The organism is Tenacibaculum litopenaei (genome assembly GCF_964514025.1).
Taxonomy (GTDB): Bacteria; Bacteroidota; Bacteroidia; order Flavobacteriales; family Flavobacteriaceae; genus Polaribacter; species Polaribacter litopenaei.
Window position 1 is genome coordinate 285415 of record NZ_CAZEQT010000007.1, and the last position, 18188, is coordinate 303602.

12 protein-coding genes and 2 tRNA genes are annotated in these 18188 nt (G+C 40.1%); 5 read left to right on the top strand and 9 right to left on the bottom strand.

Annotated features, from left to right (window positions below):
* Positions 1 to 56 precede the first annotated feature (56 nt).
* Entirely contained in the window at positions 57 to 2462 is a 2406-nt protein-coding gene (locus ACKTS5_RS15845; protein WP_408044870.1) for a TonB-dependent receptor, read from the bottom strand.
* Between the two features lie 335 nt (positions 2463 to 2797).
* On the opposite strand from ACKTS5_RS15845, the gene ACKTS5_RS15850 reads away from it, so the two are divergent.
* On the top strand, positions 2798 to 5629 hold the full coding sequence (locus ACKTS5_RS15850) for a C10 family peptidase (protein WP_408044871.1): 2832 nt from the start codon (positions 2798 to 2800) through the stop codon (positions 5627 to 5629).
* Between the two features lie 163 nt (positions 5630 to 5792).
* Here ACKTS5_RS15850 and ACKTS5_RS15855 read toward each other — a convergent pair.
* The 4 genes from ACKTS5_RS15855 to ACKTS5_RS15870 all read right to left on the bottom strand — a co-directional run bounded on the left by ACKTS5_RS15855 (position 5793) and on the right by ACKTS5_RS15870 (position 7633).
* Positions 5793 to 5875, bottom strand: a tRNA-Tyr gene (locus tag ACKTS5_RS15855).
* A gap of 40 nt (positions 5876 to 5915) precedes the next feature.
* Positions 5916 to 5988, bottom strand: a tRNA-Lys gene (locus tag ACKTS5_RS15860).
* Between the two features lie 137 nt (positions 5989 to 6125).
* Entirely contained in the window at positions 6126 to 6890 is a 765-nt protein-coding gene (locus tag ACKTS5_RS15865) for an ABC transporter ATP-binding protein (RefSeq protein ID WP_408044872.1), read from the bottom strand.
* Between the two features lie 2 nt (positions 6891 to 6892).
* Entirely contained in the window at positions 6893 to 7633 is a 741-nt protein-coding gene (locus ACKTS5_RS15870) for an MlaE family ABC transporter permease (protein ID WP_408044873.1), read from the bottom strand.
* A gap of 115 nt (positions 7634 to 7748) precedes the next feature.
* On the opposite strand from ACKTS5_RS15870, the gene pafA reads away from it, so the two are divergent.
* A complete protein-coding gene (gene pafA / locus ACKTS5_RS15875) occupies positions 7749 to 9392 on the top strand; it encodes an alkaline phosphatase PafA (RefSeq protein WP_408044874.1) in 1644 nt (547 codons plus the stop codon).
* Between the two features lie 46 nt (positions 9393 to 9438).
* On the opposite strand, the gene ACKTS5_RS15880 is transcribed toward pafA, so the two are convergent.
* The 4 genes from ACKTS5_RS15880 to ACKTS5_RS15895 form a co-directional block, all read right to left on the bottom strand.
* A complete protein-coding gene (locus ACKTS5_RS15880) occupies positions 9439 to 9789 on the bottom strand; it encodes a hypothetical protein (protein WP_408044875.1) in 351 nt (116 codons plus the stop codon).
* A 94-nt stretch (positions 9790 to 9883) separates the two neighbouring features.
* Entirely contained in the window at positions 9884 to 10039 is a 156-nt protein-coding gene (locus ACKTS5_RS15885; RefSeq protein WP_408044876.1) for a YqaE/Pmp3 family membrane protein, read from the bottom strand.
* Between the two features lie 46 nt (positions 10040 to 10085).
* Positions 10086 to 12587 (bottom strand): M14 family metallopeptidase, encoded by a 2502-nt coding sequence (locus ACKTS5_RS15890; protein WP_408044877.1) that lies wholly within the window; start codon positions 12585 to 12587, stop codon positions 10086 to 10088.
* A 76-nt stretch (positions 12588 to 12663) separates the two neighbouring features.
* On the bottom strand, positions 12664 to 13539 hold the full coding sequence (locus ACKTS5_RS15895; protein WP_408044878.1) for a LysR family transcriptional regulator: 876 nt from the start codon (positions 13537 to 13539) through the stop codon (positions 12664 to 12666).
* A gap of 100 nt (positions 13540 to 13639) precedes the next feature.
* On the opposite strand from ACKTS5_RS15895, the gene ACKTS5_RS15900 reads away from it, so the two are divergent.
* From ACKTS5_RS15900 to ACKTS5_RS15910, 3 genes are all read left to right on the top strand, one after another.
* Positions 13640 to 14362, top strand: a complete 723-nt coding sequence (locus tag ACKTS5_RS15900; protein WP_408044879.1) for an SDR family oxidoreductase — start codon at positions 13640 to 13642, stop codon at positions 14360 to 14362.
* Between the two features lie 68 nt (positions 14363 to 14430).
* Positions 14431 to 15522, top strand: coding sequence for a bestrophin family protein (locus tag ACKTS5_RS15905; protein ID WP_408044880.1), 1092 nt, complete (start codon positions 14431 to 14433; stop codon positions 15520 to 15522).
* Between the two features lie 136 nt (positions 15523 to 15658).
* A complete protein-coding gene (locus tag ACKTS5_RS15910) occupies positions 15659 to 18169 on the top strand; it encodes a T9SS type A sorting domain-containing protein (RefSeq protein ID WP_408044881.1) in 2511 nt (836 codons plus the stop codon).
* Positions 18170 to 18188 lie beyond the last annotated feature (19 nt).

Here is an 18188-nt window from a genome sequence, read left to right on the forward strand (position 1 = left end):
ATTCGGACAAGGTACTACTTTCCCTCCCTTTTAAAAAAATAAACCCTACCAAAAATTTAGAAGTCGACGATCACACCAATCCTAGGAATTGCTCTTCCCGAGGTACTCCCAACTTCTTCTAATAGATAACGCGACGCGTCATTAGGATCAGTTAAACGCACGCCATTAGCATCTTCTTGAGGTAACAAAAACGGTTGTCTATCAGCAGTACTGGCATATACATTCTGTACATCTACATATAAGTTAATCGCCATATTTTTTAGGTACCATACTTTATCCACACGAATATCTAACTGGGTATAAGTACCGAAACGAGCCGAATTCAAACGAGCGAAATCTAATATTCCTCCATTGCTGATATTGTAATTTGCCTTCACTGCTGAAACATCGTAGTTATACGGAGTATACGGGCGGCCACCTACCAAACGGAATTTGGTTCCTACCTCCCAATTCTTTGCTAGCTTTTTCCCTGCTGTGATGGTCAATAAATGCCTGTTGTCCCAAGTAGAAGGGATATAAGCACCTAGGCGATTTTGAAACTCACTTCTTACAAATGTATAGGCGGCAATACCATACACACCTCCATATGATTTTTTTTGCGCCAGAATTTCGAAACCATAGGCTCTTCCTTTAGAATTCGAAACGACTTCTTCATTTCCGACCACACCGAAATCTGCACCTAAATTGGCCAAACTGATTTGGTCACGAACCGAAAATGGGTAATCGCGATAACTCTTGTGAAATCCTTCCAAACTCAACTTGGTAGTCTCGTCTGGTCGGTACTCAAAACCACTCACAAAATGTTCAGAAGTAATGTACTTTACGCCTTTTTTGTTTACCAACACATTGTTGGTATCGCGGTACCCTAAAATTGTATAGGACGGTAACTGTTTGTATATGGCCCACGAATTATTCCACGACAACTTATCACTCAAAGCAAAAGTGGTAGCAATCCTCGGAGAAAACTGATTCCATAAATTTTTCATATGATCGTTATAATCGATACCGTCGAATCGAAATCCAAGAGATACTCCTAGCCTCTTTTGAAACAAAGAAGTCGAATATTGCCCGAACAACCCGTATTTGACAAAATCAACAGTCGAGAAAAAGTTGCGTTCTGCAATACTCTGGGTGTTCACTATTTTCTGAAAGGTAGCATTGGTGTATTTCGCCAATTCGAGGTTAAACCCTAAATTCAACGTATGCCCCTTCATTTTCATCGTATTTTCAAAACGAAGTTTATTCTCGATTTCCTTCGAATTGTAATCTAATAATAAGTTTTCACGACGCTCTTGCTCGTCGTTCATAAAGTACTTAACCGCTTTGTTCTTCCACTCATTTCTACTAAACACCAATTGCTGAGTTGCGTTTTCACCAAAGTGCTTGTACGAAAGACCAACGGTATAATTCCATTGGCTGTTTACGGGCACCGTATTTAAAATCACCTGATTTCTCTTCAGCGTTTCTTCGTCGGTAACGCCATCGTTCACCTCCTTGTTAATTTTAAAATCATCAATGGCACCCAGCCCAATAAACGACAATTCACTGCGCTCGCTTAGTTTGGTTTTTACATTGAACTGAAAATCGTTATAGGTAGGTAAAAAAGGAAGTTTTATCAGTTTAAACAAAAACTGCAAATACGATTGCCTTACCGAGACGATATAGGTCGTATTTTTACCAATCGGACCGTCCATGGTAATCCCCGCATCAGAAGTACCGAGGGTAGCTCTTACATTTAAGCGATTCGGGTTTCCGGTTTTTTGCGTAAACTCTATAATGGAACTCAAGGTATTCCCTCTATTTGCTGGGAAGGCCCCGGCGTAAAAGTCAACCTTGCGAATTAAATCTGTATTCATGATTCCCACCGGACCTCCGGTTGCTCCTTGCGTTTGAAAATGATTAATCACCGGCACCTCTATTCCATCTACATAGAACTTATTTTCGGAGGTTGCTCCACCTCTAATAATGATATCATTTCTAAAGCCTGGATTTGACGCTACTCCAGGAAACGATTGAATAACTCGTAAAACATCGCGATTTCCCCCTGGGTTGCGTTCGATCTCTGCAACTCCTAATGACTGCAAAGACAAGGGACTCTCCAAAGATTTCTTAAACAACTTTGAACGCACTTCTACTTCCGCTAACTGGGTTTGATCTTCCGACAATTCCAACACGACAAACGGAACTTTTTCCTTGGTCACCAAATAATCGTCAGAAACTACCGTTTTATAACCGAGAAAAGATGCTTGAATTCGCAGGTAGCCCAGCGGTGCATTTTTAATCTCAAAACTTCCATCTTCTGCAGTGGTCGCCCCTCGGGTCGTCCCCACTATGGTCACATTTACAAAGGGCAACACCTCTCTGCTTTTTGCATCAATTACTTTTCCTTTTACAACTCCTGACTCCTGAGCCATACTCAAAGTAAACTGAAACAGTAATATACATATAGTTACTAATCTCATCTTTCGTTAATTTACACAAATATACGTTTTGTTTAACAAAAAAATAAAAAAACTAAACATTAATAAACTGTTAAGTCCCGGCTATTCAACATTATTTTTGGACTATTTACACAAAAGTCATTGGAAAATTCAATTAATTTTCTACTACGAAAATTGCAGTAAAAAGACAAACCTCCAATCCCCTAGTTTCTCTACCTCACAACCCCTATCCCCTCCCCTCCCTACCCCTTAGTTTTACTAGGGATACACCGCATAGAACAACTAGGAAATCTCCTTATTTTACGGAGGAAATAGATGCGCTAGCTTTGCCTGGGAAATTAAAAAACTTTTATCCAGTGAAACAAAAAATTACACTTTTCACACTTGTATTCCTATGCAGTTTAGGAAACCTATTTGCCGACCCTGTCGACAAAAAAACAGCAGTAAAAGCTGCTGCTCTTTGGATGCAACAAAACGCGCAACAAAGAAGCTCACACTCACAAAAAATTCAAAACATCAAGGAAGTTTACTTTAACAAAAGCAAAGTATACTACATTGTTAATTACCAAGAAGGAGGTTATGTTATTGTATCGGCGGACGATGCTACACAACCCGTTTTAGCGTATTCAGATCGCGGAACTTTAGAGGCTACAGAGCCCAACACTCAACACATATTAGCTGCCTATAAGTCATTCGTCTACGAAAGTGCCCAAGTGCAAAAAGCCGGAAAGCAAGCGCGTAAAAACAACCGATGGAATGCTTTAAAGCAGGCTTCGGGGAGCCGTACCAAAGTGGTCGCTCCTTTTATGGATGACATCTTGTACACCCAGTCTAGTGGGTTTAACAAGTACTGCCCTAGCGATGCCGATGGTCAAGCTATTGTGGGTTGTGTTGCTACCGCCATGGCACAAGTAATGCGCTATTGGGAATTCCCTGCTCGAGGGCGTTCACAACACAGCTATACCCACAACAAGTACGGAAACATCTCTGTAAACTTCGCTAACCAATCATACGATTGGGCAAATATGTCAAAAACCAGAGCAGATGACGAAAATGCCAAGTTATCATACCATTGTGGAGTTGCCGTATCAATGAGTTATGGTACCTCAGCAAACGGAGGCTCAGGAGCGTATTCAAGAGATGCCCTTGCTGCGTTAAAAAAATACTTCAAGTACAACCAATCAGCACAAATGATCTACCGATCTCGTTACTCTGATGCCGATTGGAATGCTGTTATTAAGCAACAGTTAGACCAAAAGCGCCCTGTATTATACTCGGGGAGAAGTAAGAACTTACAAGACCCTAACGCCGGAGGTGCAGGACACTTGTTTGCGTTGGACGGTTATGACACCACTGACCAAGGAGACTATTTCCACATCAACTGGGGATGGGCCGGAAGAAGCAACGGATACTTTTACTTGACAGAAATGATTACCCACGGCGGGAAGTACAATTGGATTGACAGCAATGCCATCATGATCGACGTTTATCCTACCAACGTAGCTCCGAGCTTTGTATCTACTCCGAGTAACTTTGTACGTATCGACCAAGCCTATACCTATAACGTACAAGTAATAGATGAAAACAAAAGAGACCAAGTAACCTTAACCCTTACGCAAAAACCAAACTGGTTACAGTTCAACAATACTTCAGGAAACTACACGCTTAGCGGTACTCCTACCGAGGCAGATGCTGGGAAACACGAAGTTGTATTAACAGCTACTGATGGACAACAAACTACAGAGCACCGCTATACCTTATATGTATTGACAAACAAAGAAGTCGTTGCAAATAAAATTATCGATTTCGAAACTGCCGATTTTAGCCAAGCTAACTTTGCTTCCAATCAAACACACCCTTTCGTTATCGGAACTGAAGGAGGAAATTACAGTATTTCTAAAAACATACAAGACAACCAAAGTTCTGTATTAGAATTAACTCAGGCCTTTGAAACAGCGACAGAAGTTCAATTCGATTACGCCGTATCATCAGAAAGCGGTTATGATTATTTAATTTTTGCTATCGACGGTAAGGAACAAAATAAATGGAGTGGTGAACAAGCTTGGACCACGGTTAGCTTTACAGTACCAGCAGGAAACCACAAACTAACTTGGACCTATCGCAAAGATGCCTCTGTAAAGAAAGGTAAAGATCAGGCTAAAATTGACAATATCCGTTACCAGTACATCACTACTGATACTGAAAAGCCGAGTATTCCTGCCCAGTTAACAGCTGCTGATGTTACCGAAAACAGCCTAACTCTACAATGGCAAGCGGCTACTGACAACGTTAAAGTTAAGCACTACGAAGTGTACCAAAACAACCAATTGGTTTCGACTACGAGTAAAGTAAGTCTTCCTATTAACGACTTAACAGCCAATACCGAGTACCAGTACACTGTTAAATCAGTAGATTTCGCCGGGAATAGCTCTGATGCTTCGAATGCACTTACCCTTACCACACAAGGATCACAACTCAACTACTGTGATGCTAAAGGGCAACGCGTATCATACGAATGGATTGACAGTGTATCATTTGGAGCTATGACAAATACTTCTGGAGCTAATGGTGGTTACGCAGATTTCAGCTCTATGGTAGCAACCGTTACTGCAAATAGCGAAGTAACACTTTCATTAAAAGCAGGATTTAGTAGTAGTACTTATAAAGAACACTTCAGCGTTTGGATTGATTACAACCAAAACGGAACATACGAAGCTGAAGAACAGATTGTGAACGACACGACCGATAATGCTAACAGCAAAACGTACGCCATTCAAATTCCTTCTGGAGCCACTTTGGGAATGACTAAAATGCGCGTTGTTATGCAATACAACCAAGCGCCTGCTGCCTGCGGGACCTTTGTTGATGGTGAAGTCGAGGATTATGCAGTGAACATAGTTCAAACTGCGGCGCGTTATGAACCCAACCAACACCAAACATCTCAACCAATGATCGATTTACAAGTTTATCCAAACCCAGCAAGTCATTTTGTTAACATCTCTAGTGATTTTAACCTACAGAATGCACGTTATGAAATTATAGATACCAACGGACGTATTGTCAAAAGCAACAGCTTTAGAGCAGCCTCGTCTATCGATATCAGAAATTTACCTATTGGAAGTTACTTTGTAAAGGTCTATAACGACACTATTAGCTTTTCAAGAACCTTATTAAAAACTAAAAGATAGTATTTCTAGTCTTTTGTTATCGTGAATGCAGAAAGCGCTCGGGAATGATTTCCGGGCGTTTTCTTTGTTTAATAGCTTTGATAAAGGTAAAAACAAGGAAAGTACTTCATTTATAAAGGATGCTAAAAAACAAAAACCTCAATCGAAATGATTGAGGTTTTTGTGGGGAGAGCAGGATTCGAACCTGCGAAGTCGAAAGACAACGGAGTTACAGTCCGTCCCATTTGGCCGCTCTGGAATCTCCCCAAGAGCTTTTTATTTACTTTTATTTAAAAAAGTTTTTCAGTGACCGGGCTGGGGCTCGAACCCAGGACCCTCTCCTTAAAAGGGAGATGCTCTACCAACTGAGCTACCCGGTCATTGTTTTTTGCTTTAGCATATCTGCGTTTGCGGGTGCAAATATAGAAGCTTTTATTGATTGCACAAACTTTTTTTGCGATTATTTTACAAAAAAAATGAAAGTTTTTTTTACTAATCTCATTAACAAAAAGTTAAGTTATAGATTATTTAAGTAGGCTTTTCGCACTTTTTTGAATAAGTTGGACGAATACACAAAATTCACTACTGCTTCATTGTCGGTTTTGAAAATTTCTTGGCTACTTCCCTCCCATGCTTTGTATCCATTTTGCAAAAAAACAATCTTTTCACCGATCTCCATCACTGAATTCATGTCGTGGGTATTGATCACCGTGGTTATTTTATACTCATCCGTGATCTCCTGAATTAAATTATCGATAACGATGGCCGTTTTCGGATCGAGTCCGGAATTGGGCTCGTCACAAAACAAATATTTCGGATTCATCACAATGGCTCGTGCGATAGCCACACGCTTTTGCATTCCTCCTGATAACTCTGCCGGGAACTTCTTGTTGGAGTTTTCCAAATTAACTCGTTTGAGTACTACATTAACTCTTTCTAACATTTCCGCATCCGATTGCTTGGTAAACATCTTTAGCGGGAACATCACGTTTTCTTCCACCGTTTGTGAATCAAACAAAGCACTACCTTGAAACACCATTCCCAATTCTTGACGAAACTGCCTTTTATCATCTATGCTCATTTCTGTATTGACACGGCCATCATAAACTATAGATCCTGCTTCAGGGGTGTGTAAGCCCACCAATGATTTTAAAAAGACGGTTTTTCCCGAACCACTCTGTCCAATTATTAAACTCGTCTCCCCTGGATGAAAGGACGTCGTTATTCCTTTTAAAATTTCAACCCCATTAAATCCTTTATGTAAATCCTTTACTTCTATCATACCTAAGTTAATAACATTTGAGTGAGAAAATAATTCGCTATTACAATAGTAACTATTGTCCAAACCACTGACTGAGTACTGGCTTTCCCTACTTCTAAAGAACCACCTTTTACATAATACCCGTGGTACGATGGTACGGTAGCAATGATAAAGGCAAATACAACCGTTTTAATTAAGGCATAGGTAATGAGAAAAGGTTTAAAATCCATCTGTACTCCGGTAATAAAATCGATTCCAGAAAACAATCCTGATAATTCCCCTGCTACCCATCCTCCAAAAATTCCGAGAAACATTCCCAAAACAATCAAGAAAGGATAAAAACAAACAGTGGCTATAATTTTGGGGAGTACCAGATAATTCAATGAATTAATCCCCATCACTTCCAAGGCATCAATCTGCTCCGTCACACGCATTGTACCAATACTCGAGGTGATATAAGACCCCACTTTACCCGCCAAGATAATGGAACAAAAAGTAGGTGCAAATTCTAAGATCACTGATCGTTTTGCTGCGAATCCAATCAGGGATTTCGGTATAAACGGACTCTCGAGGTTCAAGGCCGTTTGTAAGGCAATAACTCCTCCGATAAAAAAAGAAATAAAACCAATAATCCCGATAGACTTATGTCCTAACTCCTCAAGTTCTCGCAATAGGGCTTCTTTAAATACGCGAAATCGCTGTGGTTTAGCAACCACCTGTCCAAGCATGGAAAAATACTTACCAATATGCTCTATATAATTCATGAAATGAAAAAATTTTCTTTTGCTAAGGTATAAAAATACCGTTAAATGTAACTATAAATATCCCCCTTCGCTTTCTTTTTAATTACCTTTACAGGGTATTAATTTAGCACACAAAATGAAAAACATTATTGCAGCATTGTTCCTAACAGCTAGCTTAGGAAATGTAACCCAAACAACTGCACAGCAAAAAAATACCAACCCCAAACTCGTTGTAGGTATCGTGGTAGATCAGATGCGCTACGATTACTTAACGCGATTTTATCACCGATATGGTGACGGTGGATTTAAAAGGTTGTTAAAAGATGGATTTTCTTTAGAAAATGCACATTATAACTACATTCCTACCTATACTGCGGTAGGGCATACCTCAATTTACACAGGAACCACACCGTCAAATCACGGAATCATCGGAAATCACTGGTATGACAAATACGCTAAAAAATCAATTTACTGCGTTGACGATGCCAAGCAAACTACCGTTGGTAATTCTGGTAAAGGAGGACAAAAATCACCTTATCGACTCGTAACAACGACCATTACTGATCAGTTACACCTCGCACAAAACATGCAGGGAAAAACCATCGGTATTGCTATAAAAGATCGCTCAGCTATTTTACCTGCCGGGCATACTGCCAATGCTGCTTACTGGTTTGACGGAGGGCAACGCGGAGAATGGATTTCTTCTAGTTATTACATGAAACAACTGCCAACGTGGGCACAAAAATTCAACGCAGCTAAAAAAGCTGACGCCTATTTGAGTACTCCATGGAATACCTTATACGATATTAATACCTATACAGAAAGTATTGAAGACGATAATAATTTTGAAGCTACTTTTAAGGGGGAAGATAAACCTGTATTCCCACATGACATCCCTAAGTTAAGAGCGAGCAATAACAATTATAGTATTTTAAAAGCAATCCCTGCGGGGAATACCTTTACTACGGACTTTGCCAAAGCGGCCATTATTGGAGAGCGATTGGGGAAATCGGCACATACCGACTTTTTAGCCATTAGCTATTCATCTACGGATTACGTGGGGCACCAATTTGGGGTTGCTTCTAAAGAAACGCAGGACACGTATTTGCGTTTGGATCGAGATTTAGAAAGTCTTTTAAAGTTTTTAGACAAACACGTAGGAAAAGGAAAATACACAGTATTCTTAACAGCCGATCACGCGGCAACTCAAGTTCCTTCGTACTTGCAATCTGTAAAAATACCTGGTGACTATATCAGCATTAAAAAACTCCGCAACTACCTCGATAAAAGTACCAAAGCACAATTTGGATCAGCGGCATTGATTGAAAACATTTCGAACTTCCAAGTGTTTTTAGATCACGATGAACTTAAAAAGAACAGCCTTAAGGCAAACGAAGTTGCTCAGTTCATAGCAGATGAAGCTATTAGATACCGAGGAATTTACAAGGCCGTTACCGCAGCAACGCTTCAAAAAACGACCTTTACCAACGGAATTTTAAACTCACTGCAAAACGGTTACAATCAAAAATTTTCTGGTGATGTTTTACTCATACCAAATCCATCGACGATTAGTTATATGAAGAAAGGAACTACTCACGGATCTGGATATTCATACGATACGCACGTACCTATTATTTTTTACGGGAATGGAATTCGCAAAGGACGTTCTAAAAAGAAGTACGAAATCATTGATATCAGCCCAACCTTGGCCAACTTTTTACAGATTGAATTTCCGAATGGAACTTCAGGAAAAGTCATCGATGAAGTTTTAAAAAGATAAATCTTCGCAATAAAAAAATGCTCACCGAAATCGGTGAGCATTTTTTTTATTTTTCTGTTTCAACAGGCTTACACTTTTCTTTCGCCTTTTGAAAACATTTATTGCTAGCTCGTTTCTTCCTAAAACGCAGGGTTCCGTTTTCTAAGAGTGCCGTAGCCTCCTTTTTAGTCAGACGTTGCTTTGCGCGTTTTTTTCGCTTTTTTATGTTGGCTTGCTGCTCTTTGTTCTTTTGAGCTACCATTTTTAAATCCAGTGAATTTGCATCTTGCTCTTCCACACCGTCGGCTAAGTATTCTACACCGTTTTCAACGACTACTTGTTGTGCCTGAACAACCATGGATGATAAGCAAAACAAGGCTGCGATTCCAAATCTTTTTAATAATTGTATTGCTTTCATATAGTATTACTTTTTTGTAGCTAGTGTTCAATAAATTTGACACTTTCTCCTATAAAAAGTCACAAAAACAATCAATTCCTTACAAAAAAAGCAATTAATCTGGATTATTGAGAATCACCAAAGCACCAATTACTCCCGGTACCCAACCACAAAGGGTTAATAAAAAAACAATAATTACAGAGCCACATCCTTTCCCTAATACGGATAATGGAGGAAATAAAATGGCCAATAAAACTCGTAGTAAACTCATAAATCTTCTAATTCTTTACTTAAAAGACGAGTAATACTGAATATTGTTACATCAATTTCCCGAAAAATACGGCATTCATAAACAATTTATTCGTTCCGTACCAAAAAGCTCTAAAGTTGGTATTGTCTGTAAATCCAATCACTCTTCCTTTCCCCAATCGCTGAACTTTAAAAGGCACCGATCCTTTTAGTAATTCGAGATTCTCTTCAGAAATATACCCTGAAAGTAGCGGAGTTTGTGTATACTGAATCGGATTGTTGTAGCTCTTTGCATCCGGAGCCATGAATACTGTCGTGTTTCTAAACAGAGCCAAATCTTTATTTTTATATCCAAAAGCTATGGGATGAGAACGATCGAGTGCCGCCTTAAAAATGGCACCACCGATGACCTGAGCCCCACTTTGCAGTCGTTTATTTTCAAAACTAACTCCTGTTACTTGGTCGTTTTTAGGCTTTTTAAAGGTTGCCTTAAAAAGACCTCGCTGCTTCATCCAACGCAAGGAATTTCTGAAACCAATCAACACCCCTCCATTTTTAACCCAGGTCTTTAATTTTACGACTGCTTCTGGAGACAGGGATCTCGAATTCGGAACTACTATTGTCGTATAACGACTTAGGTCTACTCGAGTCACGTAATCTGTTGAAAGTTTTGTCAATTTCATACCGTAGCGTCTGTCTAATAAATGCCATATCTCTCCGGCATCATTGCTAGAGACCCCATCACCTACGAGCATGGCAACCGAAACTTTTTTTACCCTTTTAAAGCGTCTACTTCCCAAATCAATACCTCCGTTCAAACCAGTTGAAACCGCTTGCAGCGCTACGCCCGATTCAGCTACTAGCTCTTTTAAATAAGCGTACAAGGCCTCTTTTGACAGACATTGGTTTTGTACGGGAATAAAAATTGTTCCATAATCATAGGTCCTATTGTTATTCGTAAATTTTTTCATTCCGACAAATGCGCGGAGCTCTTTATTTAAGAGGGCATTCAATACTTTAGGTGTGTAGTACTCATTCCAAGGCATCAAGTATCCCAGCCCACTCTTTGCCGATACTGTACCGCTGTTGTTAGAAGGTGTTACTATTTCATCACCTAATAGCTCTAGAGAAACGTTAGCTTCAGCATCCACCCCGAAGGCGTGATCAAATGACCAAGCAGAAACATCGTAAAAAAGGCTGTCTCTAAACTGAGTTCTCTTGTCAAAAATAGCCTTAACCAATCGCGATTGCTGCTGCTTGTAAGGTACAACAAAACTCGAAGTACTCGAGTACTTCTTTCCTGATTTCACAACATCCTTCTTTAATCGATGTACTTTTATCTGATGTTTTTTTAATACGTTCACCAAAGCCAAGGTTTTACTTTTGTCTTTAGCATCTCCAAACAAAATTCCTTTATTCGCGCCTTCTGTTCTTGCTTTCTTAAAAAAGTTTCGTTGGTATTGCAGCAGTTTCACACGCATCGCTTTGGCCGCTTCCAATGTCGACAAGGCTGCCGTAAACTGATTGCGGATGGTAAACGGAAACCTCAGCACTCCGTGATCACTCTCTTGCGCATGTCCTCTGGAACTCCCTTGTTCGAATAAAATACCAATTCCCCCATTAATATCCGGAAACGTAGATCCTTTTCCGTAATAAAAATCATCGAAATCCTCTTCCGAATAATACAACGATCCAATGGCATCCAGTGCCTTGGCATGATAGGTTCCTATCTCACGAGTTAATTCTTGATTTAACTCAGGGGTTAGTGGGTGGGTTCTTTCAGGAATACCTGGTTGAAAAAAGAAGGTAGAGTTGGTACCCATTTCATGGTGGTCAGTCAATATATTGGGTTTCCATTCATGGAAGGTTTTAATTCGAACCTTACTTTCCGGTAACTGCACAGGTAACCAATCCCTATTCATATCAAACCAATAATGGTTGGTTCTTCCTCCGGGCCATACTTCGTGATATTCACGATCGTTTGGATCTGGGTTGATTTCTGAAGCTTTGTGAATATTTGCCCAATATGCAAAACGTTGCAAGCCATCTGGATTCAACGACGGGTCGAATAGTATTACTGACTTGTTTAATAGTTCTTGAATTTCAGGTCCTTCAGCAGCCGTAAGGTAATACGCCAAGGCCAAGGCCGCATTGGAACCACTCGCTTCATTACCATGAATAGAAAACCCTTGGTATACCACCACTGGTTGTTGCTCTATATCAACCTGTTCTCCATTGACATTCGCCAGGTGATTACGGCGAATTTCCGCGATGTTTTGCAAATTCTCAGGACTGCTAATTTTTAGTAAAATCAAAGGGCGACCTTCAAAAGTTTTTCCTCTTTTTTCTAATTGAACTCTATCGGAAACTGCAGCCAAGTTTTCCATGTACTGAAGCAATTTGTCGTGGGTTATATGCCACTCCCCTACCTCGTGTCCTATAATTGATTTGGGTGTCGGAATTTTTTCGTTGTAGGTTACCCCTTTCGGGAGGTAGTACGACAAATCTATCTTTTGTGCATTGATTCCTGTGGACATCAGGAACAACAAGATCCATAGAGTTTTCTTCATATACTAATACGTTTAAAACTCTAAAGATACTTAATAGGCTTCTCAATTAAAATCCAACCATCACTTTAACGAAATTTTAAGAATACCTCCCTCCGAGTTCTTGAAACGTTCTCGTCGAAAATCCCACTTTCGCAAACTGTTGTAATAGACGTTCTATTTCAGGGTTTTGCAAACTTTTCCGGTGATATCCAATACCTACTTCACGGTGATACACCGGACCTTCAAAAGGACGTACCTCAAAACCGTACCATCCATCGATGAGTCCTTCTGGTAAAAATGTCAAGCCTACCCCAGCCATGAGTAAGGAGAGTACCTCTTCTTTTGAATGGCAGTTCGCCACTGTTTTGGGCGCTTCTCCTTGGGCATTTAACAGGGATAAACACTGCTGATGAGCTTCGCAGGGAGGGCAGTGAATAAAAGGTTCTCCTATGAGATCTTGTAAAGCAATAGCATCCTTTTTAAGCAAGGCGTGTCCTTCTGGAATACAGAGTACATAGGCCTCTTTCCACAAAGGTTGAAATAACGTACCCTCGAACTTCCATTCCCTGACCAGTAAATTCAAATCTCGGTCGCGGTGTATTTCTCCAACTTCCCATTGAACTGACCCTAATACGGCATTGCTCTGCCTAAAGAATTGCTGTTTTTGCTCCTGCGCTAAACCACTGGCAATTCCAATAGTAATTTCGCAAGTAAAGTCAAGTGTTTTAAACTGTTGAGACAAGTCGTTTAACTCCGTAACCAAACGCTTCGCTCTCGGGTATAATTGATGCCCCTCAGCAGTAGGAACAACTCCCTTTTTACTTCGGTGAAACAACACCACACCCAATTGGTATTCTAAGTCCTTTATCCCATTTGACACATTGGGTTGTGATACAAAATTTCGCTTTGCTGCTCTGGTTAAGTTCTTTTCTTCATATACCGTAACAAAAAAGCGCAACAACCTGCTATCCATAACTAAAACTTATACATTCAATACAAATATAGTATTTTGAAACAACACACTTGTGTAAATACCTTTGCATTCATAACTAAAAAATATAGTAAGTAAACCCATGTCAAAACCGTTACTAATTATCACAGGAGCGAGCTCAGGAATTGGTGCCGCCACCGCTGAGCTTTTCGCACAACAAGGACATCCTCTTTTATTGATTGCAAGAAGACTCGAGAAACTAGAAGCGCTTTCCCTTCCCAACACCCTATGCAAACAAGTAGATGTTACCGATTTTACAGCTCTCACTCAAGCTATTCAAGAAGCAGAAGCACTGTTTGGACCTGCGGATGCTATTATCAACAATGCAGGAACTATGTTACTAGGCGCTATTGATACGCAACAGCCAGAAGAATGGAAAAAAATGTTTGATGTCAATGTACTCGGAGTATTGCATGGTATGCAAGCCGTGCTTCCTCAAATGAAGCAACGACAAAGAGGGACTATTATCAATATCAGTTCTATTGCTGGACGAAAAACCTTTCCAAATCACGCGGCCTACTGCGGAACAAAGTTCGGCGTTCACGCCATATCGGAAAACACCCGTGAAGAAGTCGCCTCTTTTGGTATTCGCGTGGTTACGATTGCACCGGGAGCGGTCGAAACTGAACTCCTCTCACATACCAGTTCGGATAGTATTAAAAATGCCTACGAAGAATGGAAAAACACGATGGGTCAGGTGCTGCATCCAACAGAAGTTGCTCAGTCAATACTCTTTGCCTACCAACAACCTCAACACCTTAACATTCGAGAAATTGTGCTTGCCGCCACGAAACAAGAAGCCTAATAACCAACTGATTGAACTCATAATTCAATCAGTTTTTGTAACTTGGAGAGATCAACTAACATCGCTCTATGTACATACAAAAAACCTTTCCTTTGAAAGCCATGCTTCGATGGACACGACGTTATACCTACCTCTTTTTTTTACTCAGCATCATCCCCGTTGTTTTATTCGATTTGCTGCGTTGGAAATGGCTATACGTTCCTTGGTTACCACTGGGAGTTTTGGGAACTGCCGTTTCTTTTATCATCAGTTTTAAAAACAACGCCTCATACGACCGCCTTTGGGAAGCGCGAAAAATTTGGGGTGGTATCGTGAACACCTCTCGTTCCTTTACCGTCATGGTCAAAGACTTTGTACAGAGTGATCAACTCACTGCAGCGGAACTCCATACAATCCACAAAGAGCTCGTATATCGCCATGTGGCTTGGTTAACGGCATTGCGCTACCAAATGCGATCAGACAAGCCTTGGGAAAACCACTTAAAAAACAATGCTTCCAATCGGGAATTTCGCAGAGAGCACCTAGAGGTATTGGAAGACAAGATCCCCTTAGAAAAAGAACTGCTCCCTTACCTAACTGAAAACGAATTGCAGACAGTACTTCAAAAAGGAAACCGAGCATCACAACTCCTAGGAATTCAATCGACCCGACTACGTGAACTATACCAAAATGGCTGTATTGATAACTTCAGACATATGGAACTCGAAAAATCATTGACGGAACTGTATACCTTACAAGGAAAATCTGAACGCATCAAAAATTTCCCATATCCTCGTCAGTTTGCAACTCTCAATTTTATTTTCGTTTGGATTTTCATCATCTTACTTCCCTATGGCATGATGCAAGAATTTGAAGCTCTAGGAGATCGCATTTTAAAATCTCTAGCGCAACACGAAGTAAAAACCGCCATAATGCACCAAGTTCAAGTATTTATTGCCCGACATTTTGAATGGTTTTCCATTCCTTTTAGCGCGCTGATTTCATGGGTATTTTTCACGATGGAAGCTATAGGAGAAAATTCGGAAAACCCTTTTGAGGGAGGGCCGAATGACGTTCCGATTACTGACTTGGCTCGAGGCATAGAAATTGATATTCGACAATTAATTGACGACGAACAGATTCCAGAACCCAGAATTTGGAAAAATGATATCATCCTTTAAAAAACCTATCATTTACAAGCTATTTAACAAAAAATAACACAATAAAATCACTATAATTTTGAGAAAAGTTCAAAATTAAAAGTAGGGTGATTTAAAACTTAACTGTCATTAAATAAAGCAAAACATTAAAACAACAATGAAAAACACATTACCCCTACTGTTTGGTGCTTTTATGATGTTTCCTAGCTTAACGGAAGCTCAAGAAAGCAATTGGAGGTTAGCTCCAGTTCAAGAACAAAGTAACTTTTTTGAAATCGTAAAAAACGAGAACAACAAGTTACAACAAGCGCGTTCTAGAAGCGATCGCAAAAGCAAAAAACAGGTAAAACAATTTGAGCGTTGGCAAAACTTTTGGAAAGACCGCGTATTAGCCGACGGTTCGTTCATGCCAGTATCACACGATTACAACGAGTGGTTAAAAGAAAATCAGCGCCATGCTAAAATGTCGAGAAATCGCGCAGCTAGCGCTCCTAAATGGACACTCGTTGGACCAGCAAAGCCACCAAAGTCGAACGTTGGATTCTACCCTGGAATGGGACGTTTGAACACTGTTGCCTTTAATGGAACCGATTTAAACACTTTGTATGTTGGAAGTCCAGCAGGAGGTGTATGGAAAACTACTGATGGTGGTAAAACATGGGCTCCAAAAGGAGACAACTTTCCTAACCTAGGAGTATCACACATTGACATCAGTAAAAAAGATCCGAAAATCTTGTATTTAGCTACTGGAGATTTTGACGGAGGACACACCCGTTCATTGGGGGTATTTAAGTCTGTAGATGCTGGGGAAACTTGGAAACCAACAGGACTTAGCTATACCTTAGCTGACAGAAACTTAATGGCTAAAGTATTGATTGACCCTGCAAATCCAGACATCGTTTTAGCGTGTACTAAAAGTAGTATTAAAAGAACTACTGACGGTGGTAAAACTTGGAAAGACGTGCATACCGAAGCCAATGCCTTTTTTAACGATTTACAATACAAAACTGGAAGTAGTACTACAGTATACGCTACTACCTACCGTGGAAAATTCTTAATTTCAAAAGACAACGGAGCTACGTGGAAAGTAGCAAGTACTCCTTCAACTGCACGTTTGGATATGGCACAAACTGCCAATGACCCGAATTTAATTATGGTTGTTGATGCGAACGGTAAAGTGCAAAAATCAACGAATGAAGGAACTTCATGGTCTACCGTATCAACCATTGCTCAGTACTCTTCGCAAGGAGGATACAATATTACCATTGCGATTTCTCCTAAAGACAAAAACCTTGTCCTCGTTGGAGGTGTTGAAGGATGGAGATCTAAAAATGGAGGAACGACTTGGGAAAAGTATTTAGACGGATACTGGGAACCAGGAAGAGCGTATTTCTACGTACACTCTGACCACCACGATATGATGTTTGTACCAGGTACCAACACTGCAATCTCTGTAAACGATGGTGGAATTTTCAAAGGAGATGCTTCTTTGGATACCAAATGGACAGACTTATCTTCAGGATTGGCAATTACTCAATATTACAATGTATCTGGAACTCCTAAATCAGCAGGAAAATTGATTATGGGAGCACAGGATAACGACATCGCCATCTATGACGGTACCGAGTTTAAAGGTGAAAATGCAGGAAGTGACGGAGTAGAAGGTCTTTGGGATTATTCAGATTCTAACTACGCATGGACTTGTAGTCAAAACGGAATCATGATGCGTACTACTGATGGATTCAAAACTGCTGCTCGTAGACTTAGAACACCTGCAGGAGCTCCTTTCGTTTGGGAATTGGAAATTCACCCTACAGACCCTAAAACCATTTATGGTGGATTTGGAGACATCTATAAGTCTACCAATCGTGGAGATACTTGGAAGAGTTTAAATTCAGGTGTTGGAACTATTGAATTCATCTCTATTGCACCTTCTAACCCTAACGTAATATACGTGTCAAGTGGAAGTAATGTAAAAATGACTACCAACGGAGGAACTTCATGGACGAATGTAAACCACCCTCAAATAGCTACGGTAAAAAGTATCGAGGTACATCCTACTAAACCTAATGAAGTGTATATCGCTTATACTGGATATACGGCTGGAAAGGTATACAAATCGACTGATTCAGGTAAAAACTGGTCAAACATCACAGGTTCGTTACCAAACATTCCTACCCATAAAATCATTTATAAAACAGGAACTAGTGATGGTGAATTGTTTTTAGCTACAGATTTAGGAGTATACTACAGAAACAACACGAAAGGTGACTGGGTACGTTTAGGACAGGGGTTACCAAATGTTATCGTATACGATTTAGAAATTCACTACGGAACCAATAAATTAAGAGCTGCAACTTACGGAAGAGGACTTTGGGAAGTTTCTGTCGCTGCTTCAGTATTGAGTACGGAAGAGACGAGCTTGCCTACGAACGCAGTAGCTCTTTATCCAAACCCTACGTTAGACAAGAGCTTTACAGTAAAGTTAGCCAATTTAAATGGTGATAGTACTATTTTAGTATACAACGTAATTGGAAGTGTGGTAAGAGAAATCAAAACCTCACAAAAAGAAACTCAAGTGAGCTTAAATGGATTTGCAAAAGGTATTTACTTAGTTAAAGTAACTAATAATAACAAGAGCACAACCAGAAAATTAATTGTAAAGTAATTACAAACGACAAAAGAGG

Bases quoted from the DNA above. Each gene is read 5' to 3' on its own strand.
- pafA (WP_408044874.1), top strand. From the start codon at position 7,749: ATGAAAAACATTATTGCAGCATTGTTCCTAACAGCTAGCTTAGGAAAT.
- ACKTS5_RS15900 (WP_408044879.1), top strand. From the start codon at position 13,640: ATGTCAAAACCGTTACTAATTATCACAGGAGCGAGCTCAGGAATTGGT.
- ACKTS5_RS15845 (WP_408044870.1), bottom strand. From the start codon at position 2,462: ATGAGATTAGTAACTATATGTATATTACTGTTTCAGTTTACTTTGAGT.
- ACKTS5_RS15885 (WP_408044876.1), bottom strand. From the start codon at position 10,039: ATGAGTTTACTACGAGTTTTATTGGCCATTTTATTTCCTCCATTATCC.
- ACKTS5_RS15865 (WP_408044872.1), bottom strand. From the start codon at position 6,890: ATGATAGAAGTAAAGGATTTACATAAAGGATTTAATGGGGTTGAAATT.
- ACKTS5_RS15895 (WP_408044878.1), bottom strand. From the start codon at position 13,539: ATGGATAGCAGGTTGTTGCGCTTTTTTGTTACGGTATATGAAGAAAAG.
- ACKTS5_RS15905 (WP_408044880.1), top strand. From the start codon at position 14,431: ATGTACATACAAAAAACCTTTCCTTTGAAAGCCATGCTTCGATGGACA.
- ACKTS5_RS15890 (WP_408044877.1), bottom strand. From the start codon at position 12,587: ATGAAGAAAACTCTATGGATCTTGTTGTTCCTGATGTCCACAGGAATC.
- ACKTS5_RS15880 (WP_408044875.1), bottom strand. From the start codon at position 9,789: ATGAAAGCAATACAATTATTAAAAAGATTTGGAATCGCAGCCTTGTTT.
- ACKTS5_RS15870 (WP_408044873.1), bottom strand. From the start codon at position 7,633: ATGAATTATATAGAGCATATTGGTAAGTATTTTTCCATGCTTGGACAG.
- ACKTS5_RS15910 (WP_408044881.1), top strand. From the start codon at position 15,659: ATGAAAAACACATTACCCCTACTGTTTGGTGCTTTTATGATGTTTCCT.